Annotated in this window: 21 protein-coding genes; 15 read left to right on the plus strand and 6 right to left on the minus strand. The window is 59.9% G+C overall.

All coding sequences use genetic code 11. The features are described from left to right. Positions 1-80 precede the first annotated feature (80 nt). The gene (locus H8709_RS05825) at positions 81-719 is read right to left on the minus strand and encodes a GyrI-like domain-containing protein (protein ID WP_262397433.1); all 639 of its coding nucleotides are present in this window, start codon (positions 717-719) and stop codon (positions 81-83) included. A 352-nt stretch (positions 720-1071) separates the two neighbouring features. Here H8709_RS05825 and H8709_RS05830 point away from each other — a divergent pair, with 352 nt between their 5' ends. Both H8709_RS05830 and H8709_RS05835 read left to right on the plus strand, forming a co-directional pair. Beyond that, positions 1072-1854, plus strand: a complete 783-nt coding sequence (locus tag H8709_RS05830; RefSeq protein ID WP_262397434.1) for an SDR family oxidoreductase — start codon at positions 1072-1074, stop codon at positions 1852-1854. Next, on the plus strand, positions 1841-2122 hold the full coding sequence (locus tag H8709_RS05835) for a GIY-YIG nuclease family protein (RefSeq protein WP_262397435.1): 282 nt from the start codon (positions 1841-1843) through the stop codon (positions 2120-2122). Before H8709_RS05830 ends, H8709_RS05835 begins: the two co-directional genes overlap by 14 nt. Positions 2123-2343: 221 nt before the next feature. Here the strand turns inward: H8709_RS05835 and H8709_RS05840 are convergent, their stop codons facing one another. Then, positions 2344-2475 (minus strand): hypothetical protein, encoded by a 132-nt coding sequence (locus tag H8709_RS05840; protein ID WP_262397436.1) that lies wholly within the window; start codon positions 2473-2475, stop codon positions 2344-2346. Between the two features lie 202 nt (positions 2476-2677). Here H8709_RS05840 and H8709_RS05845 point away from each other — a divergent pair, with 202 nt between their 5' ends. Continuing rightward, entirely contained in the window at positions 2678-3937 is a 1260-nt protein-coding gene (locus tag H8709_RS05845) for an MFS transporter (RefSeq protein ID WP_262397437.1), read from the plus strand. 149 nt (positions 3938-4086) lie between these two features. Here the strand turns inward: H8709_RS05845 and H8709_RS05850 are convergent, their stop codons facing one another. The 3 genes from H8709_RS05850 to H8709_RS05860 are packed head-to-tail and all read right to left on the minus strand — an operon-like array spanning position 4087 to position 6409. After that, entirely contained in the window at positions 4087-4608 is a 522-nt protein-coding gene (locus tag H8709_RS05850; protein ID WP_262397438.1) for a GNAT family N-acetyltransferase, read from the minus strand. 15 nt (positions 4609-4623) lie between these two features. Beyond that, positions 4624-5967, minus strand: coding sequence for a CCA tRNA nucleotidyltransferase (locus H8709_RS05855; protein WP_262397439.1), 1344 nt, complete (start codon positions 5965-5967; stop codon positions 4624-4626). Continuing rightward, the gene (locus tag H8709_RS05860) at positions 5903-6409 is read right to left on the minus strand and encodes a pyrimidine dimer DNA glycosylase/endonuclease V (protein ID WP_262397440.1); all 507 of its coding nucleotides are present in this window, start codon (positions 6407-6409) and stop codon (positions 5903-5905) included. Before H8709_RS05860 ends, H8709_RS05855 begins: the two co-directional genes overlap by 65 nt. Before the next feature lie 181 nt (positions 6410-6590). On the opposite strand from H8709_RS05860, the gene H8709_RS05865 reads away from it, so the two are divergent. From H8709_RS05865 to H8709_RS05875, 3 genes are all read left to right on the plus strand, one after another. Next, positions 6591-7004 carry a Fur family transcriptional regulator gene (locus H8709_RS05865; protein ID WP_262397441.1) on the plus strand — a complete coding sequence of 138 codons (414 nt, stop codon included), beginning with the start codon at positions 6591-6593 and terminating at the stop codon, positions 7002-7004. A gap of 21 nt (positions 7005-7025) precedes the next feature. Next, positions 7026-7562, plus strand: coding sequence for a rubrerythrin (rbr, locus tag H8709_RS05870; protein ID WP_262397442.1), 537 nt, complete (start codon positions 7026-7028; stop codon positions 7560-7562). 356 nt (positions 7563-7918) lie between these two features. Then, the gene (locus H8709_RS05875; RefSeq protein ID WP_262397443.1) at positions 7919-9421 is read left to right on the plus strand and encodes a YibE/F family protein; all 1503 of its coding nucleotides are present in this window, start codon (positions 7919-7921) and stop codon (positions 9419-9421) included. 46 nt (positions 9422-9467) lie between these two features. On the opposite strand, the gene H8709_RS05880 is transcribed toward H8709_RS05875, so the two are convergent. Beyond that, positions 9468-9887 (minus strand): PPC domain-containing DNA-binding protein, encoded by a 420-nt coding sequence (locus H8709_RS05880; protein ID WP_262397444.1) that lies wholly within the window; start codon positions 9885-9887, stop codon positions 9468-9470. Between the two features lie 340 nt (positions 9888-10227). Here H8709_RS05880 and H8709_RS05885 point away from each other — a divergent pair, with 340 nt between their 5' ends. The 9 genes from H8709_RS05885 to fabV all read left to right on the plus strand — a co-directional run bounded on the left by H8709_RS05885 (position 10228) and on the right by fabV (position 16204). Next, positions 10228-10830: a prolyl-tRNA synthetase associated domain-containing protein gene (locus H8709_RS05885; protein ID WP_262397445.1), complete on the plus strand. Its 603-nt coding sequence runs from the start codon at positions 10228-10230 to the stop codon at positions 10828-10830. A 35-nt stretch (positions 10831-10865) separates the two neighbouring features. Beyond that, a complete protein-coding gene (locus tag H8709_RS05890) occupies positions 10866-11129 on the plus strand; it encodes a glutaredoxin family protein (RefSeq protein ID WP_262397446.1) in 264 nt (87 codons plus the stop codon). An 83-nt stretch (positions 11130-11212) separates the two neighbouring features. Continuing rightward, positions 11213-11698: a peptidylprolyl isomerase gene (locus H8709_RS05895; protein WP_262397447.1), complete on the plus strand. Its 486-nt coding sequence runs from the start codon at positions 11213-11215 to the stop codon at positions 11696-11698. A 212-nt stretch (positions 11699-11910) separates the two neighbouring features. Continuing rightward, the gene (locus H8709_RS05900) at positions 11911-12126 is read left to right on the plus strand and encodes a DUF1653 domain-containing protein (RefSeq protein ID WP_262397448.1); all 216 of its coding nucleotides are present in this window, start codon (positions 11911-11913) and stop codon (positions 12124-12126) included. Between the two features lie 33 nt (positions 12127-12159). Next, positions 12160-12555, plus strand: a complete 396-nt coding sequence (locus tag H8709_RS05905; protein ID WP_262397449.1) for a C-GCAxxG-C-C family (seleno)protein — start codon at positions 12160-12162, stop codon at positions 12553-12555. Continuing rightward, complete coding sequence (gene sfsA, locus H8709_RS05910) at positions 12552-13259, plus strand: DNA/RNA nuclease SfsA (protein ID WP_262397450.1); 708 nt, start codon at positions 12552-12554, stop codon at positions 13257-13259. Before H8709_RS05905 ends, sfsA begins: the two co-directional genes overlap by 4 nt. Continuing rightward, entirely contained in the window at positions 13256-14077 is an 822-nt protein-coding gene (locus H8709_RS05915) for a putative RNA methyltransferase (protein WP_262397451.1), read from the plus strand. The genes sfsA and H8709_RS05915 overlap by 4 nt, the downstream gene beginning before the upstream one ends. Before the next feature lie 433 nt (positions 14078-14510). Further along, a complete protein-coding gene (locus tag H8709_RS05920; RefSeq protein ID WP_262397452.1) occupies positions 14511-15002 on the plus strand; it encodes a GNAT family N-acetyltransferase in 492 nt (163 codons plus the stop codon). A 20-nt stretch (positions 15003-15022) separates the two neighbouring features. Beyond that, on the plus strand, positions 15023-16204 hold the full coding sequence (gene fabV / locus H8709_RS05925; RefSeq protein ID WP_262397453.1) for an enoyl-ACP reductase FabV: 1182 nt from the start codon (positions 15023-15025) through the stop codon (positions 16202-16204). The last annotated feature ends 353 nt before the right edge of the window (positions 16205-16557 follow it).

The raw sequence follows: 16557 nt of genomic DNA on the forward strand, positions 1-16557 counted from the left end.
CGTCAGCTTTTTATCGCGTAGAAAGAGCCAGAGGGGCCGCCCGTGGGCGGCCCCTCTGAGGAGGAAATGGAATGGATACGCTAGGGCCTGGCCACCGGGATGCGCAATACGGTTTTAAGGCGCTCCGGATGGCTGCTGCGCTCGGGGTTGGAAAGATAGATTTCGTGGTGCCGGCGGTCGGAGCCCGTCATGTCGACGAGTCCCTCCTTCGCAATGAAAGCGTGGATGCGCTCGATGGTGGCTTCCTCCTCGCTGTAAGGGCCAACATGCATCATCTGGACGCACAGCCCCTCGTTGAAGGTTGCAAACCGTGCCCGTTCCACCGGGATGCCCGGCTTTTTGGAGCGGCAGGAGGCCACGGCCTCCTCAAAAATTTCGGGGGTGACGAATTCCGGCTGGCGGATGAGGGAGGTCCAGCGCCACTTCTCCCGGGGAAGTGCTAAAAAGTTATGGCTCTCGCCGCCGCACCAAAGCCCTTCCAGCGGGGGCACCGCATAGTCAAAGTAGCCGGCGGGCGGACGGCTGCCCAGCTTGCTCATTTTGATGGTAAAGCTCAGGGAATAGAGCGCCTGGATGGCCTGCTGGTAGTTTTCACCCTCCGGTGCTCCTTCGCCGTCGACCATGATGAAATTCATGGGGGGCACGTTGATGAGGACCGGATGGCAGGGCGGCTGGTAGAGTTCCTTGTCTCTCTTTTTGTAGTCGATTTTTTCTCCCATGGTTTTCTCCTTCCGATGTTTCGGGTTCCGGACATGCATCCGTCCGACGCCTTGTGGGGTGCTGTTCCTTGTGATCTCAAGTCTAGTATACACGTTTAAACTGACAACTGCGTGTCAGCTTATCGGGAGCCGGCAAAATTCCCCCCGTGAAGAGGGAATTGTTTGCCGCGTCATCCTATTTGCGGCGGAGGCGGGGGACTATATTCCGCCGCCCGATTGTGCTATGATAGAAAAAAGGCCGCAGAGGGAACAGGGAATGTTCCCCTCGCCGTTAGAAGGCAGGCTTCCAGCGGTCCGCCCTGGGAGGATAGGGCGGGCCGCTGGAAAAGCCCTGCGGGAAGGAGTGCTTTCTATGCAATATCAGGACAAGGTGTGCGTCGTCACCGGCGGAGGACTGGGCATCGGACGGTGTCTCTGTCTGGAATTTGCCCGGCAGGGCGGGAAGGTGGCGCTGGTTGACATGGACCGCGCGGCGGGGGAGGAGACCCTTCGGCAGATGCGGGCTATGGGGGCGGAGGGGCTCTTTTTCTGCGGCGACGTCGCCGAGCCCCAGGCGCTGGAGGTGTTCTCCCGGACAGTCGCCGCCACATGGGGCCGGGTGGACGTCTTAGTCAATAACGCCTGCCTCTCCCGCCAGGGGCTCGGGTCCAGGTGCGGCTACGACGACTTTACCTACGTTTTGCGGGTGGGCGTCAGCGCGCCCTACTACCTGACCCGGCTCTTTCTGCCCTATTTTGGGCCGAAAGCCGCCGTGTGCAACATCACCTCCAGCCGGGCCGTCATGTCCCAGTCGGACACCGAGAGCTACTCGGCCGCCAAGGGGGGCATCTCCGCCCTGACCCACGCTATGGCCGCCAGCCTGCGGGGGAGGGTGCGTGTCAACGCCGTGGCGCCCGGCTGGATTGATACCGGGGCCTATCACGATCCGGACTACCGTCCCTCCTACACCCCGGCGGACACTTCCCAGCACCCGGCGGGCCGGGTGGGGGAGCCCATGGACATCGCCCGGGTGGTCCTCTTTCTGTGCGACGAGGAAAACAGCTTCATCGACGGGGAGACGGTCACAGTGGACGGGGGCATGACCCGGCTGATGATCTACGACGGGGACGAGGGGTGGTCCTATGGCGGAAAGTAGGGCGGGACAAAATGGGGTATATATTCTCCGATGCGCCGACGGCACCCTGTACACCGGCTGGACCAACGATCTCCACAGCCGTCTGGCGGCCCACAACGCCGGAAAGGGCGCCAAATATACCAAGGGCCGCCGTCCGGTGGAGCTCATGTACTGGGAGACGCACCTCACCAAGGGGGATGCGCTGCGGCGGGAGTGCGCCATCAAGCGGCTGACCCGGGCGGAGAAGGAAGCGCTCATCGCGCGGGGCGGGAAGGACGGCGGGCTCTGAGATGACGGATTATAGCGCCGCGCGTCCTTTTGAAAAATGTGCCGTCCAATCAAAACGAGATTCTTTTCAAAAATTTCGTTGACAAACTGAGTGGAATCCGGTATACTGGCACAACAACGAGAAAAGGGGAGAAGTGAATGCGCCATATGTTCTTATAATTTTCCGAAGGTTCATAGCCCGGGCCCTGGTATGGGGCTTTGTTTTGCTGTGCTTGCCTGCCGTTAGGAAAAGAATAAGAGATGTGGCTGCTCTACCGGATACCCTGCCGGTGAAGTCTCTTCTTCTTTGCTATCTGTAAAAAAGCGCGGACAAACTGTCCGCGCCTTTTTTAAATTTGGCTCATGCCGTTTCATCAAGGGGAAAAGCGCCCGGCCGTGACGACGCGTCTTTTCCGCCGGCTTCCGAATAGAAGCGGCAGGCATCCAGTATTCCTATGCCGGTACGCGGGACGCACGTCCGGCGCCGGGGCTAGTCCTTGGAAAGCCCCCTGCCTTTGTTGTAACACTGACACTCACACACATCTACGACACCCCAAGATTGGAGGGATCCTCTTTGATGCAAGTAACCAAAGAACATTGGAAACGCGTATTTTTTACCATCTATACCGGCCAGGCCTTCTCCATCATTGGCTCAAGTGCCGCTCAGTTCGCCATCATCTGGTATCTGACCATCCGTACCGACTCAGCGCTCGTGCTCTCCATTGCCGCCGTGGCTGGGTTTCTGCCCCAGGCCCTCCTGGGCCCCTTCGCCGGGGTCTGGGTGGACCGACTCAGCCGCAAGGCCATCATGATGGGCGCCGATAGCTTTGTGGCCCTGTGTTCGGGCGTGCTGGCGGCCGTCTGCCTCTTTCTAGAGCCGCCCATATGGCTTGTCTTTCTTATCCTCTTCCTGCGTTCCATCGGCAGCGTCTTCCACGGCCCGGCCATGATGGCCGCCATCCCCATGATCGTGCCCCCCGAGGAGCTGACCCGGGCCGGCGGCTGGGGCCAGTTCATCCAGTCGGGCGGCCTGATGGCGGGCCCGGTCATCGGCGCGGCCATGATGAGCGTCTTTTCTCTCGCCGGCGTCATGATGGTGGACGTTATCGGCGCGCTCATGGCCGTCGGTACCCTCTGTTTTATTAGTCTCCCCCGCCTGCCCAAGGCCGAGGGCAAGGTCCAGGTGCTGGGGGACATGAAACAGGGCTTCCGGGCGCTGCGGGCCAATCGCCCCCTGATGGCGGTGACCATCCCCGTCCTCATCTCCACCCTGGCCTATGTGCCCATGGGCTCCCTTTACCCGCTCATGGTCAGCCAGCACTTCCACGGCACAGCCTGGCATTCCAGCCTGGTGGAGTTTATCTTCGCCGGCGGCATGCTGTTAGCCTCCCTGGTAGTGGGCGTCTTTGGCGGCATGAAGCGCCGCTTCCTCATGATCTCACTGTCGTTGGGAATGTTGGGAGCCGCCTCGTTTTTAAGCGGCCTGCTGCCCGCCACCTGGTTTGCGGGATTTGTGGTGCTCACCGCCATCATGGGTATGAGCGGCACCCTCTTTAATATCCCCTACATGGCCTATGTCCAGGAAACCATCGCGCCGGAAGTGATGGGGAAGGTCATTTCCCTCATCACCAGCGCCATGTGCCTGGCCACCCCCATCGGCATGTTCTTGGCGGGCCCCGCGGCGGAAGCCATGGGCATCGACGCCTGGTTCGGCGCTTGCGGCGCTTTCGTCGTCCTGACCGGCGTCATCTGCTACCTGGTTACCCGCAAGTACGACCGGGAGCCTCTGCCCAGCGCTGCCCCAGAGGAAAAAGAGATGCCGGAATCGGCGGAATAGAAGTAGCTTTTGCTATTTTCGCGCTGTGCCTGAAATGTCATGGCGGAGCAAAAAAAGCCGAAGCGAGGCGCAGGCTATTATACCGCATGAGGAATGGAGCGTAAAGCGCGGCTGCGCTAGCAATCAAATACGAAAGAAAAAAAGTCCCGTCAATCGACGGGACTTTCTTCTTTTAATAGGGAGTAGATGCAGGAGTCGAGGAGACGGCCCCGCTTGTAGACGCTTTGGCGCAGAACCCCCTCCAGGGTAAAGCCCGCCTTTTCCAGCGCCCGGCGGCTCCCCATATTGGAGGCGTAGGGCTCGGCGTAGATGCGCACGATGTCGTAGCGGGCAAAGGCCTCCCCGCAGAGCCGACGGATGGCACGGGTCATGACGCCTTTGCCCCAGAAGGGCTCGGCCAGCCAGTAACCCAGCTCCCCGCTCTTGCGGTAGACGTCCTCCTGCAAAAAGATGCCGATGCTGCCCACCGCCTCCCCGCCCACCACAATGGCCCGGGTGAGCTGGCGTTCCTCCCCGGCCCCGATACAGGAGGAGACATAGCCCACCGCGTCGGCCTCGGTGTAGGGATGGGGGAAGACGTCCCGTAGGTTGGCGGCAATCTTTTCGTTGTCGGCGTATTTGAGGACGCTGGGCACGTCGGTGAGAAGCCAGGGGCGCAGAGAAAATTCCATGGAAAAAGATCCTTTCTATTGGTCATCCTTCATCAGAGACTGGGCGGCGGACAAAAGGGCCGGGCGCTCATTGGGCCAACGGCCGTCCAGCACCCCGTCGAGCAGGGCGCGGAGGAGTTCCCCCAGCCCGGGGCCGGGCGTCATCCCCAGCGCGATCAAATCCGCCCCGTGGACGGCGAGACTTTTGAGGGTGAGACACGCGCCGCTTTGAAGCTCCGCCCGGGCGCAGGCCTCCATCTCGTCCACCATGGCCAGCCGCTGCGGGTCGGGAACCCGGCGCTGGGAGTGCAGGTCGGCCCGGCGGACGTCCATAAGCTGGAAGAAAGTTTCCGGGCCCAGCCGGGAGAGCCAGCGGCGGATGACCTTGGGCTGGGCGGGCAGGCAGAGGTCGTGGTGAGAAATAAGGGTGAGAATTTCCTCCCGCTGGGCATTGGAAAACCGCAGCCGGGCCAGGATATCCCCGGCCATTCCGGCGCTGATTTCACCGTGGCCGTAGCAGTGGCCCACCCCGTCGGAGGACTGGGTATAGCACCGGGGCTTGCCGATGTCGTGGAGAAGCATGGCCATCCGCTCAGACGGGCGGGGCGGGATGAAGGAGACGGCACGGGCCAGGTGGGTGTAGAGGTCGAAGTCGTGGTGGGGATTGTGCTGGTCAAAGCCCACGCAGGGCAAAAGCTCCGGCAGGATGACCCCCAGGACGCCGGGGAAAGAGAGGAGCACCCCGAGACAGTGCTCACCGCACAGCAGCCGGAGAAGTTCCTCCCGCACCCGCTCGGCGGCCACATTTTTTAAAAGGAACCCCAGCTCCCTTGCCGCCGCCCCGGTTTGTTCCTCGATGGAAAAGCCGAGGACAGAGGAAAACCGCAGCAGGCGCAGGATGCGCAGGGCGTCCTCTGCAAAGCGGCGGCGGGAGTCCCCCACACAGCGCAGGACCCGGGCCTCCAAATCCTCCCGGCCGCCGAAGCAGTCCACGAGCCCCCGGCGGGGGGCGTAGGCCATGGCGTTGACGGTAAAGTCCCGGCGGGCCAGGTCGTCCTCCAAACGCTCGGAAAAGACCACATAGTCGGGATGGCGGTTGTCCGAATAGCTGCCGTCGGTGCGATAGGTGGTGATCTCGATGGGGACGCCCGCCCGGTGTACCGTCACCGTCCCGTGCTTGAGCCCGGTGGGAATTACCATGTCCCCGCCGAAGCAGCTGAGGACCTGCTCTGGGTGGGCGCTGGTGGTGATGTCCCAGTCGTGGGGCTCCTTCCCCAGCAGGGCGTCCCGGACACAGCCGCCCACCGCATAGGCTTCAAAGCCCCGGCGGGTGAGCGTTTCCAGGGCCTCCGCCACCGGGGAGGGGAGGGATAAGGTCATGGGGCACTCCTCCTTCCGCGTTTTCTTCATTATACCATTTATTGTGCAGCAGCGCGCGGTATTTTCGGAAAACATCCTCGTAGGAGCGCTCTTCCCCGCTGCAAAAGAAAGGGAGATAGGGCCCCGGTGTAAAATAGGGGGTCAGGTGGTGGTAGAGCGCCTCCACCTTCCAGAGAAATTCGGGGGAGCGCCGGTAGCCGAGGCTTCGCCACTGGACGGTCAGGGCGTCGAAATAGGGGAAGAGGTCGTAGGGGTGGCCTCCATGGAAGATGTGGCGGACGACGGGATGGTTCCGGTAGCCGGGACGCTCCCCCCGCAGCAGTCCCCATACCGCGTTGTAGATTTGGTAGAGCTCCACCGCCTGCTTGCCCAAACGCTTGGGATCCCGGCGCAAATAGGCCGCGCACGCGTCGAAGGAGGCAAAGGGCTGAAAAATCTGCATAGACGCCCTCCTTTCGTGGGATGATTACCCTCATTTTGCCCCGGCAAATCGGGGGGAAAACGAAAAAAACAAAATGAGACAAATTTTGTAGATTAATTTTTAAAAACCCTTGACATCCCAGGAAAGGACTGGTAATATAATAACAGAAACAAGAATCATTACTAGAAAGGGAAGGCCAATCATGAAATATTCCCGACAGAGGGAACTGATTTTGGATGCTGTCCGGGAGGATGCCGTCCATCCCACGGCGGATATGATTTACCAGAAGCTCAAAAAGGAGCATCCCAACTTGAGTCTGGGAACGGTGTACCGCAATCTCAATCTGCTCAGTGAGATCGGCACCATCAACAAGCTCCATGTGCCTGGGATGCCCGACCGTTTCGACGGCAACATTACCCCCCACTATCACTTTTACTGCAAAAGATGCGGCGGTGTCTTCGACCTGCCCCTGAGCTATCTGGGAAACATCGACGAACAGGTGCGCAAGGAGACCGAGTGCCAGGTGGACTTTCACAATATTCTATTTAGGGGCACCTGCAAGGAGTGCGCCAAAATAACAGCACATGTCAGTAGCGGTGGACACACCGTGGAATAAATTTGACAGAAAGAGGTATTGATGATGAACTTAAAAGGATCGAAAACAGAAGCCAATTTGATGACAGCATTCGCAGGAGAGTCCCAGGCCAGAAACAAATACACCTATTTTGCCAGCAAGGCGAGAAAAGATGGATTTGTACAGATCGCGAAGCTCTTTGAGGAGACCGCGGGCAACGAGAAAGAGCATGCGGAAATCTGGTTCAAGCTCCTCGACGGCATCGGCTCCACCGCTGAGAACCTGAAAGCGGCGGCAGAGGGCGAGAACTACGAGTGGACCGATATGTATGCCACCTTCGCCAAAGAGGCAAAGGAAGAGGGCTTTGACAAGATCGCGTTCCTGTTTGAGTCGGTCGCCAAGATCGAAAAGCACCACGAGGAGAGATACCTCGACCTGCTCAAGAACGTTGAGGACGGCAAGGTCTTCGAAAAAGACGGCAAAGTTTACTGGAAATGTTCCAACTGCGGCCACATCCACGAGGGTGTCAAGGCGCCCGGCGTCTGCCCGGTCTGCAACCATCCCCAGGCTTACTTTGAGCTGCTTTGTAAAAACTATTAATCTACATAGGATGAGAAAAGAGAGCCGCCCTTACGGGCGGCTCTCTTTTTGCGCATAGGGCCGAAGTGCGGCTCCCAAGATGCTGCCGCACGGAAGGCCCCGCGCACCACGCTCGCGTCGGAGACTGAGCGGGCCGTCCAAAAGGACGGCCGTCTTTTTGCGCCGCCTGGGGCGGGGCCAAGCCGCGCTGCGGCCCCGCCGAGGCCCCATTCTTGATGCCGCGGCGGGACTTCTTCTTACGGCCAAAGCAAAATGATTGTGAACTTTCTGGAAGAAAACTTTCAAGAAAGGAGGGAGTGTATTATAATGAAACGGAACCTTGGCCGGGAGGCCGGCAACGAAAGGCGGGAAGGAATTTGAAACTGACGTCCAAAAAAAGAATCGCCTTGTACTGGCTGGTGATCTTACTCTCTGCGGCCTTTTTGCTGCTGGGCTACCATTGGGCCGCCTCCCGGGGCGACGGGGAAAGCAACGCCCTGCCCCAGGGCGACGACCTCTACCGCTCCAAGATCACCGAAATTGTGGCGGAGGACTTGGTGGAAACCGACCTGGGCGGCCAAAAGGTCTACCAGTGGATCTGCTATTTCCGGGTCAGGCTCACCGAGGGGCCCTACAAAGGGGAGACGGCCTTGGTCCGCCAGTCGGTGGATGAAAACATGATCCCCGCCTCCATTCCGGCCAAAGTGGGGGACGAAATCTACGTCTCGCTCAGTGAAGGCGAGGACGGTGCTTTTGGCGGGGAGGATACGCTCACCGGTTTTGTGGGGGATTATGTGCGCACGACGCCCCTTTACCTGCTGGTGGGGGCCTTCCTCCTACTGTTGCTCCTCTTTGGCAGGAAAAAGGGAGTGAACACCATCATTTCCCTGACATTTACTTGTCTTGCCGTTTTTGTGGTCCTCATACCCGCCATCCTGGGCGGCCATTCGCCGGTGTTCGCCGCGGTGCTGGTATGCGTGTACATTATCGTCATGACCCTCCTCATCGTCAACGGGTTCACCTTCAAGACGGCGGCCAGCGCCTTGGGGTGCGCCGGCGGCGTGCTGATGGCGGGAGTCATCGCCTATTCCATGGAGTATATCCTCAAGCTCACCGGCATGATCGAGGAAAAAAGCCTGCTCTTAACCACCATCACCGGTAACAGCGGCTTTGACTTCCGGGGCCTCATCTTTGCGGGCATCATCATCGGGGCTCTGGGGGCGGTGATGGACGTGGCCATGGACATCGCCTCCGCTTTGGAAGAACTCATCTTCAAGGTGCCCACCCTCACCTTCCGGCAGATCGTGGCCTCTGGCATGAAGGTGGGACGGGATGTTATGGGTACCATGGCCAATACCTTAATTCTCGCCTATGCGGGGGGATCTTTGACAACCATCCTGCTGATCACGACCTCTGGCAAATCCCTGTCCCTCATCCTCAACGGGGAACTCATCGCGGTGGAAATCCTCAAAGCCATGGCGGGGAGTATCGGCATCCTCTTTACCATCCCCATCACCGCCATCATCACGGCTCTATTGCAAACCGAGCAGGTCCATTTTCTCCGCAGGAAGTCCCACAGTGGCGCGGGCGCGCTGCCTCCCGGAGTGGACGGCCAGTCCGAACAGGAAGCCGTTAGAGAGTCTGCGGCGGAGAAAGCGGCGGTCTGGACCGCCGAAGACGCCCCGGCCCGGCCGGTCTCCATGGAGGCGGCGGACGCGCCTTTTCCCTCTTCCCCACCGGCTGCGGAGAAGGTGGGCGTCGTTGCAGCCTCCGAGGCCGCGGGAGATAGTGTCTCAGGCGACGCCGGGGAAGCCTCAAAAGAGGGGATGGCGGACCAATGGGCCCACTTCCAGGAGATTATGGGTGAAAAAAGGGAGTAAAAAAGCGCGCCGCCCATCGGACGGCGCGCTTTGCGATGGAAATCCGTTAGAAATCAATGAGATTGAGGCCAATTTCGGGGGAGAAGGTGCGGCCCACGTGGCCATCCACCGTGTGAATATAGATTTCACCTGTGGCGCTGATGACCGCCTCGCTCAAATGGCCGCCGAAGACCCGGCCCTCCCGGTCGCCAAAGGTGGCGTGGAGGTGGAGGTAAGTTTCCCCGTCCATCTCGGACACGTTGCCGGTGACCGAGGCTATCTCATAGACCCCGTCCAGGACATTGGGGCAGAATTTCTGCTCCTCGGTGTCAAACACGCCGATGACCACATGGTTGACAGCGCCAAGACCCGTAATGGAGCCGGCTTTGACCCCTTCTTTGACACAGATTTCTTTGATGGCGGCAATGACTTCTTCGCCTTTATCCAGACGCGCGACGATTGTATCGCCAAATACACGATAGAGCATGAACACACACACCTTTCTTATCTCGGAGGGAACGCCCCCGCTTTTTCTTCATTATATCACGGTTTATCAAAAAGGAACAGATAGTTTATCAAAAATTCCTTAGAAAACGGGGAAAAATTGAGGACAAGAGGCGGCTGTTTTGGTGCGGTTTGCCGAAGAAGGGAAGAGGAGGAAGAGATGAAAGAAGAGAAAAAACAAGAATGCTGCTGCCGGCGGGTCAAGTGCCCCCGCCACGGCAGATGTGAGGAATGCCTGGCCCACCACGCCAAAAATCCGAAGCATCCCCCCGCCTGCCTGAAGAAAAATCGGAAGGCCCTTGACAGGCAGGCAGCGGACGGGTATGGTAAAAAAGAAAAGGATGAGCCGGCGCGGGAGCGTGGGGCAAAAGAACGGAAAAGAGGGAAACGGAGTGAAGGAGCTTAAAAAATGCGACCCGGAGAGCGTCTGCCGGGTCTTGGATGCATGGGGCATTTCCTACGAGAGGCTCACGCACAGCGAAGTGCGGACCATGGACGACTGCAAGGCCGTCGAGGAGCGCATCGGCGCGCCGGTGTGCAAGAACCTCTTCCTCCAGACGAGACAGGGCACCGAGTATTTCCTCCTGCTCCTAGAGGGGGACAAGCGGTTTCGGACGGCGGAGGTCTCCAAAAAGCTGGGCCGTTCAAGGCTCAGCTTCGGCAGCGAAGAGAAGCTCTATGCGCTGTTGGGGGTGCGCCCGGGCGCCATCAGCCCCATGGGCCTCATCCACGACGGGGAGCGGGAGGTGCAGCTGATCATCGACCGGGACGTCCTCAGCCACGGGCGCATCGCCGTGCACCCGTGCGTCAACACCCAGACGGTGGCCATGGCCACCCGGGACTTTGTGGACATTTTTCTGCCCCGCACCGGCCACGTCCCCCAGGTGCTGGAGATCACCGGGGCGGACCCGAGTGAAAAGGGTTGAGAGCGGGCATACTTCCAGGGAAAGGAGTGGTATCCATGAAAAAAGTGAAGATGATGATTTTGGACTCCTGTCCCTATTGCCACCAGGCTTTTGCCATGATGGAGCGCTTGTGCGCCGAACATGAGGAATATCGGGAGGTGGACGTCGAGGTGATCGAGGAGTCCAAAGAGCCCGAGAAGATCAAAGGCTACCATTATTGGTATGTGCCCACCTTTTTTGTCGGGGAGGAGAAAGTCCATGAGGGCGTGCCCACTGAGGAAAAGGTGGAGGCCGTCTACCGGGCTGCCCTGGGAAAATAGGGCGGCTCTGGCAGATATGTATTGACATCTTGGGCGGAACACGGTAGGATGATACCGTGAAACCAACTAAAGGAGAGAAATGAATGATCACCATACAGATGGAAAACGGCAAAGAAATCAAGCTGGAACTCTATCCTGATAAGGCGCCGATCACCGTGGAAAACTTTGTAAAGCTTGCCAAAGAGGGCTTTTACGACGGGCTGATTTTCCACCGGGTCATCCAGGGCTTTATGATCCAGGGCGGCTGCCCTGAGGGCACCGGCATGGGCGGCCCCGGCTACCACATCAAAGGTGAGTTTGCCTTAAACGGTGTGGACAATCCCATCAAACATACCCGGGGCGTCATCTCCATGGCCCGGGCGCAGGATCCCAACTCCGCCGGCTCCCAGTTCTTCATCATGCACCAGGACGCTCCCCATCTCGACGGCCAATACGCGGCCTTCGGCAAGGTGGTGGAGGGCATGGATGTGGTCGATGAAATCGCATGCATCGACGTGGACTTCCGCGATAAGCCCACCGTTCCCCAAAAGATCGCCAAGATCATCGTCAGCGAGGACGAAAACCAATAGTTTAGCTTGAAAACGATCATCCGCAAACCTGCGAATGATCGTTTTTGCGTGTTTGGACATGCGCTTTTGATAAATAGGATGGTTTACGAGCAGGAACAGAAGATTGCAACTTGTGTTCTCAAAATTTGTACCTACAAATGCTTACGTCTTTTCTTTTTCTGTGCTACAATAGAGAAAACGCCGCGAGGCGGCAGGGGAGGAGCTGGACTTTCTTGGAGGAGCTAAAACCAGGGCGCTACCGCCATTTCAAGGGCGGGGAATACCGGGTCATCGGGGTGGCCACCCATTCGGAGACCATGGAAAAGATGGTGGTCTATGCCCCCCTCTATAACGACAGCGGCCTGTGGGTGCGGCCGCTCTCCATGTTTTTAGAGACGGTGGAGCGGGAGGGGAAAACCTTCCCCCGCTTTACGTATATAGGCGAGTAGCCCCCATAGGGAAAGATGAAAGGACGGGTAGCAATGAAACAGTATGACACGGCAGAAAAGTACTACATGGACAAAGATTACAACTGCGCGGAATCGGTGCTCCACGCGGCCAATGATGAGATGAATTTGGGCTTGGACGATACGGCCTTCAGGGCCATCGGCGGCTTTGGAGGCGGCATGCAGTGCGGCGGCGTGTGCGGCGCGGTTTCCGGGGGCGTGGCGGCCATCAGCGCCAAGTACATCGAGACCTATGCCCACGACTGCCCGGAAATCGGCGAGCATGTCTCCCGATTTGTGGAGCGGGTGCGGGAGGAAATGGGCTCCGACCAGTGCTGTGTGCTCAAAGAGCAGCATTTTAACGATCAGACCCGCTGCTATCCGGTGGTGGAAAAAGTCTTCAATATCCTGATGGACTGCGAAGAAAAATGAAATACGGGCCGATGATCCGCGCCCGGTTCCTGGAGCGTCCCAACCGCTTCCTGGCTCGCTGCGAGTGGGAGGGGGAGGAAGTGGTCGCCCACGTGAGGAACACCGGCCGGTGCCGGGAACTGCTGACGCCGGGGGCCGCGGTCTACTTAGAGCGCAGCCGGAGTCCCGCGCGCAAGACCGCCTTTTCCCTCATCGCGGTGGAGAAGGGGCCGATACTGATCAATATGGATTCCCAGGCGCCCAATAAGGTGCTGGGGGAATGGCTCACACAGGGCGGCGTCCTTCCCGGGCTTTCGGGGAGGGCGCAGTTTCTGCGTCCGGAGACCACCTTCGGCGCCTCCCGGTTCGACTTCTATCTGGAGACGGAAAGGGAGAGGGCCTTTGTGGAGGTCAAAGGGGTGACGCTGGAGGAGGGCGGCGGCGCTTTCTTCCCCGACGCCCCCACCGAGCGGGGAGTCAAGCATCTGCGGGAGCTCATCAAGGCCCGGGAAGCGGGGTACGCCGCCTATGCGGTCTTTGTCGTGCAGATGCGCCCCGTGCGCTTCTTCGCGCCCAACGACCGGACCCATCCGGCCTTCGGCGCGGCGCTGCGGGAGGCCTCCGCTGCCGGGGTGGGGGTGCTCGCTTACGACTGCGCCGTGACACCGGGAGAAATCACCCTGGGCAAACCGGTGCCCATCTGTCTTGAGGAGGGAATAAGATGACCGAGCTCAAATGCCCCGTGTGCGGGGACAAGCTCTTTGCCGGGAAGGGCGCGTACCGCTGCCGGCGGGGCCACGCCTTTGACATCAGCCGGCAGGGCTACTGCAACCTTTTGACCGGCGGCCGCCCGGCCAAGACGCCGGGGGACAATCAGGAGATGGCCCGGGCCCGCCACTTCTTTTTTGCGGGCGACCCTTACCGCATCCTTCTCGACGCCCTCTCCCGGACGGTGTGCCGCCTCCTCCCCGACGGCGGGGTACTGGTGGACGCGGGCTGCGGTGAGGGGTACTACACGGCGGGCATCCATGGGGCGCTGGAGGACGCGGGCAAATACGCCGATGTGCTGGGCTTTGACCTATCGAAATTCGCCCTGCGCTACGCGGCCAAGCGGGACCCGGCGGCCCGGTTTTTGGCGGCCAGCCTCTTTTCCTTGCCCCTCTTTGACGGCTGCGCGGATTTGGTGCTCAGCGTCTTCGCGCCGGTGGCGGGCCGGGAGTTTGGGAGGATTTTGCGCCCCGGCGGCACCCTGCTCATCGTCTGTCCCGGCCCCCGCCACCTCTTTGGGCTCAAGGAGGTCCTCTACGAGCGCCCCTACGAAAACGCGGAAAATAACTACGACTTAGACGGCTTCACCCTCCTGGAAAAGACCCAGGTCCGGGGGGAGATCACCCTCCAAAGCGGGGAGGACATCCACTCCCTCTTTCTCATGACCCCCTATTACTGGAAGTCCCCCCGGGCCGGCTGTGAGCGCCTTTCCCAGCTCGACCAACTGACCACCCCCATCGAGTTTGAAGTGCGCGCCTACCGGTGGGGGGAATAACCGATGTTCAAAAAGCCGCGGGCGCTTTCCAAGGGCTGCGGCTTTTTGATCGCCGCGTCTAAAAATGGATGCGCTTAGCTATTCACCCTTGGTCTTGGATGCGAAGCGAAGCCGCAGGCTTTGCCTCGCCCGTGGCTTTGACCTCGGGCAGGGCGAAAAAGCGGATACCGTGGCGTATTGCCGCGTCCCCCGGGGGTGCGGCGCGGCAATGGCCGGGCGGGCTCAGCCAACAGTAAAGATCTTCAGTCAAAACCGCAAAAAAATCCCCGTTTTTCTGTGCAAAACGGGGATTTTGTGCTAGAATATGGGTTGGACTTTGATGAAAGCTCCGCCCGGCATCCCCCTGCCGGGGAGCAATTGGCGGGCCGCCCGCCTGAAGTAACAGCGGCAGCCGCTTTCGCGAGACGCGCGGGTGCGGTTGGGGAGGATATGTATGCAGATCACGTTAAAGACCGTGGAAACGGAAGAAGAAATCGCGCTGACGGCGCGGCTGGCCAAGGAAATCTGGCATGAGCATTACGACGCCCTCATCGGGGTGGCCCAGGTGGACTACATGCTCTCCCATTTCCAGAGTGGAGAGGCCATCGCCGCGCAGATCGAAACGGGCACCGTCTATGTGCTGGCCTACTGGGCCGGGGAACCGGCGGGTTACTGCGCCTACCGGCCGGAGGAGGAAAAAATGTTCCTCTCCAAAATTTATGTCCGCAATGAGCTGCGGGGCCGGGGCATCGGCAAGGCCTTCTTTGACCATGTGGAGGAGAACGCTCGGGGCAAGCGCTCGGTCTATCTGACCGTCAACAAGCACAACGACCATTCCATCGCCGTCTATGAGCGGGTGGGCTTTGCGGTGGCCGACCAGGTCTGCACCGACATCGGCGAGGGCTTTTATATGGACGACTATATCATGGAAAAAGCGCTGGCATAGCGCGTCAAGGAGTAAAGTTTATGTTGATTGAACCGAAAACCAGAGGCTTTATCTGCACCACCGCCCATCCTGTGGGCTGTGAAATCAACGTGAGGCGGCAGGTAAGCTATGTAAAAGAGCATCCCAAGGTGGCGGGCCCCAAGAAGGTGCTGGTCATTGGCGCGTCGGCGGGCTACGGCCTTGCCTCCCGCATCGAGGCCGCCTTCGGCTGCGGCGCGGCCACCATCGGCGTCATCTTCGATAAGCCCGCCAGCGGCAAGCGCACGGCGACGGCGGGGTGGTATAATACCGCCGCCTTTGAGAAGTGCGCGGCTGAGGAGGGCATTTACGCCAAGACCGTCAACGGCGACGCCTTCTCCCGGGAGGTGAAGGACGAGGTCATCGGCCTCATCAAGACGGATTTGGGCCAGGTGGACATGGTGGTTTATAGTCTGGCCGCCCCCCGGCGGGCTATGGCTGACGGGACGGTCTATTCCTCCGTCCTCAAGACCACGGGAGCGCCCTATACCAACAAGACCATCGACCTCAAAAGCCGGCAGGTGGAGGAAGTGACCATCGAGCCCGCCAGCGACGAGGAGATCGCCCACACCGTGAAGGTCATGGGCGGCGAAGACTGGATGGACTGGATGGACGCCCTTCACGACGCGGGGGTCCTGGCCGAAAAAGCGGTGACGGTGGCATACTCCTACATCGGGCCGGAGCTGACCCACCCGATGTATTACGACGGCTCCATCGGCGCGGCCAAACAGCACCTCTACGAGACCGCCCGCCGCATCACCGAAAAGTTTGACGGGGTGCAGGGCTATGTGTCGGTCAATAAGGCGCTGGTGACCCAGTCGAGCGCAGCCATTCCCATTGTGCCGCTGTATATCACGGTGCTCTACCGCATCATGAAAAAGGCGGGCACCCATGAGGGCTGCATCGAGCAGATGGAGCGCCTGTTCCGGGAGAAGCTCTTCGGCGGCGGCCCGGTCCTCGACGAGCGGGGCCTCATCCGCATGGACGATTTGGAAATGAAGGAAGAGATCCAGTCCCAGGTGGCGGCGGAGTGGGAGCAGGTGGAGTCCTCCACCGTGGAAGAGCTCTGCGATATCGACGGCTATTGGGAGGACTTTTATCAGATGTTCGGCTTCCGGCTGCCGGGGGTGGACTACGCCGCCGACGTGGACCCGGACGTCCCCATCCCCAGCATCGGGGAATAAGCGCCGGTCAGACGCCCTGTCGCTCTCGGACCTTATGCCTCTCCACTTTGGCGGAGAAAATCGAAGGCGGTTTTTGACCCAAGGGGTACGGAGGACGGCGGCATCCCACTGGTTTTGCGGCGGGCCTGCCGCCCCTTCGGCGAACCATAGGAAAAGAAAAAGGCGCCGGAAAAAGTTTCCGCGCCTTTTTTGGGCCAAAAACCGCCCGGCCGGATCACGGCGCCCTCTCTGTGGGAGCGCATAAGGAAGCGGACGGGCATCTTACCCCGCGGGTCCATCGCGAGAAAAGAAAGCTGCTTTTGCGGCGGCATTTCTTTCCCGTTTGTGGAATAGGACGGCCGGGAAGGAACAAA

Origin of the sequence: Zongyangia hominis, assembly GCF_014385095.1 — a bacterium.
In the GTDB taxonomy this organism is placed as follows: domain Bacteria; phylum Bacillota; class Clostridia; order Oscillospirales; family Ruminococcaceae; genus Zongyangia; species Zongyangia hominis.

What these genes read in the sequence shown, in the direction of transcription:
- H8709_RS05895 (WP_262397447.1), top strand. Translation starts at nt 11,213, where the DNA reads ATGATCACCATACAGATGGAAAACGGCAAAGAAATCAAGCTGGAACTC.
- H8709_RS05865 (WP_262397441.1), top strand. Translation starts at nt 6,591, where the DNA reads ATGAAATATTCCCGACAGAGGGAACTGATTTTGGATGCTGTCCGGGAG.
- H8709_RS05850 (WP_262397438.1), bottom strand. Translation starts at nt 4,608, where the DNA reads ATGGAATTTTCTCTGCGCCCCTGGCTTCTCACCGACGTGCCCAGCGTC.
- H8709_RS05905 (WP_262397449.1), top strand. Translation starts at nt 12,160, where the DNA reads ATGAAACAGTATGACACGGCAGAAAAGTACTACATGGACAAAGATTAC.
- H8709_RS05830 (WP_262397434.1), top strand. Translation starts at nt 1,072, where the DNA reads ATGCAATATCAGGACAAGGTGTGCGTCGTCACCGGCGGAGGACTGGGC.
- H8709_RS05860 (WP_262397440.1), bottom strand. Translation starts at nt 6,409, where the DNA reads ATGCAGATTTTTCAGCCCTTTGCCTCCTTCGACGCGTGCGCGGCCTAT.
- H8709_RS05885 (WP_262397445.1), top strand. Translation starts at nt 10,228, where the DNA reads ATGGTAAAAAAGAAAAGGATGAGCCGGCGCGGGAGCGTGGGGCAAAAG.
- rbr (WP_262397442.1), top strand. Translation starts at nt 7,026, where the DNA reads ATGATGAACTTAAAAGGATCGAAAACAGAAGCCAATTTGATGACAGCA.
- H8709_RS05825 (WP_262397433.1), bottom strand. Translation starts at nt 719, where the DNA reads ATGGGAGAAAAAATCGACTACAAAAAGAGAGACAAGGAACTCTACCAG.
- H8709_RS05845 (WP_262397437.1), top strand. Translation starts at nt 2,678, where the DNA reads ATGCAAGTAACCAAAGAACATTGGAAACGCGTATTTTTTACCATCTAT.
- H8709_RS05915 (WP_262397451.1), top strand. Translation starts at nt 13,256, where the DNA reads ATGACCGAGCTCAAATGCCCCGTGTGCGGGGACAAGCTCTTTGCCGGG.
- sfsA (WP_262397450.1), top strand. Translation starts at nt 12,552, where the DNA reads ATGAAATACGGGCCGATGATCCGCGCCCGGTTCCTGGAGCGTCCCAAC.
- H8709_RS05890 (WP_262397446.1), top strand. Translation starts at nt 10,866, where the DNA reads ATGAAAAAAGTGAAGATGATGATTTTGGACTCCTGTCCCTATTGCCAC.
- fabV (WP_262397453.1), top strand. Translation starts at nt 15,023, where the DNA reads ATGTTGATTGAACCGAAAACCAGAGGCTTTATCTGCACCACCGCCCAT.
- H8709_RS05840 (WP_262397436.1), bottom strand. Translation starts at nt 2,475, where the DNA reads ATGAAACGGCATGAGCCAAATTTAAAAAAGGCGCGGACAGTTTGTCCG.
- H8709_RS05835 (WP_262397435.1), top strand. Translation starts at nt 1,841, where the DNA reads ATGGCGGAAAGTAGGGCGGGACAAAATGGGGTATATATTCTCCGATGC.
- H8709_RS05920 (WP_262397452.1), top strand. Translation starts at nt 14,511, where the DNA reads ATGCAGATCACGTTAAAGACCGTGGAAACGGAAGAAGAAATCGCGCTG.
- H8709_RS05855 (WP_262397439.1), bottom strand. Translation starts at nt 5,967, where the DNA reads ATGACCTTATCCCTCCCCTCCCCGGTGGCGGAGGCCCTGGAAACGCTC.
- H8709_RS05880 (WP_262397444.1), bottom strand. Translation starts at nt 9,887, where the DNA reads ATGCTCTATCGTGTATTTGGCGATACAATCGTCGCGCGTCTGGATAAA.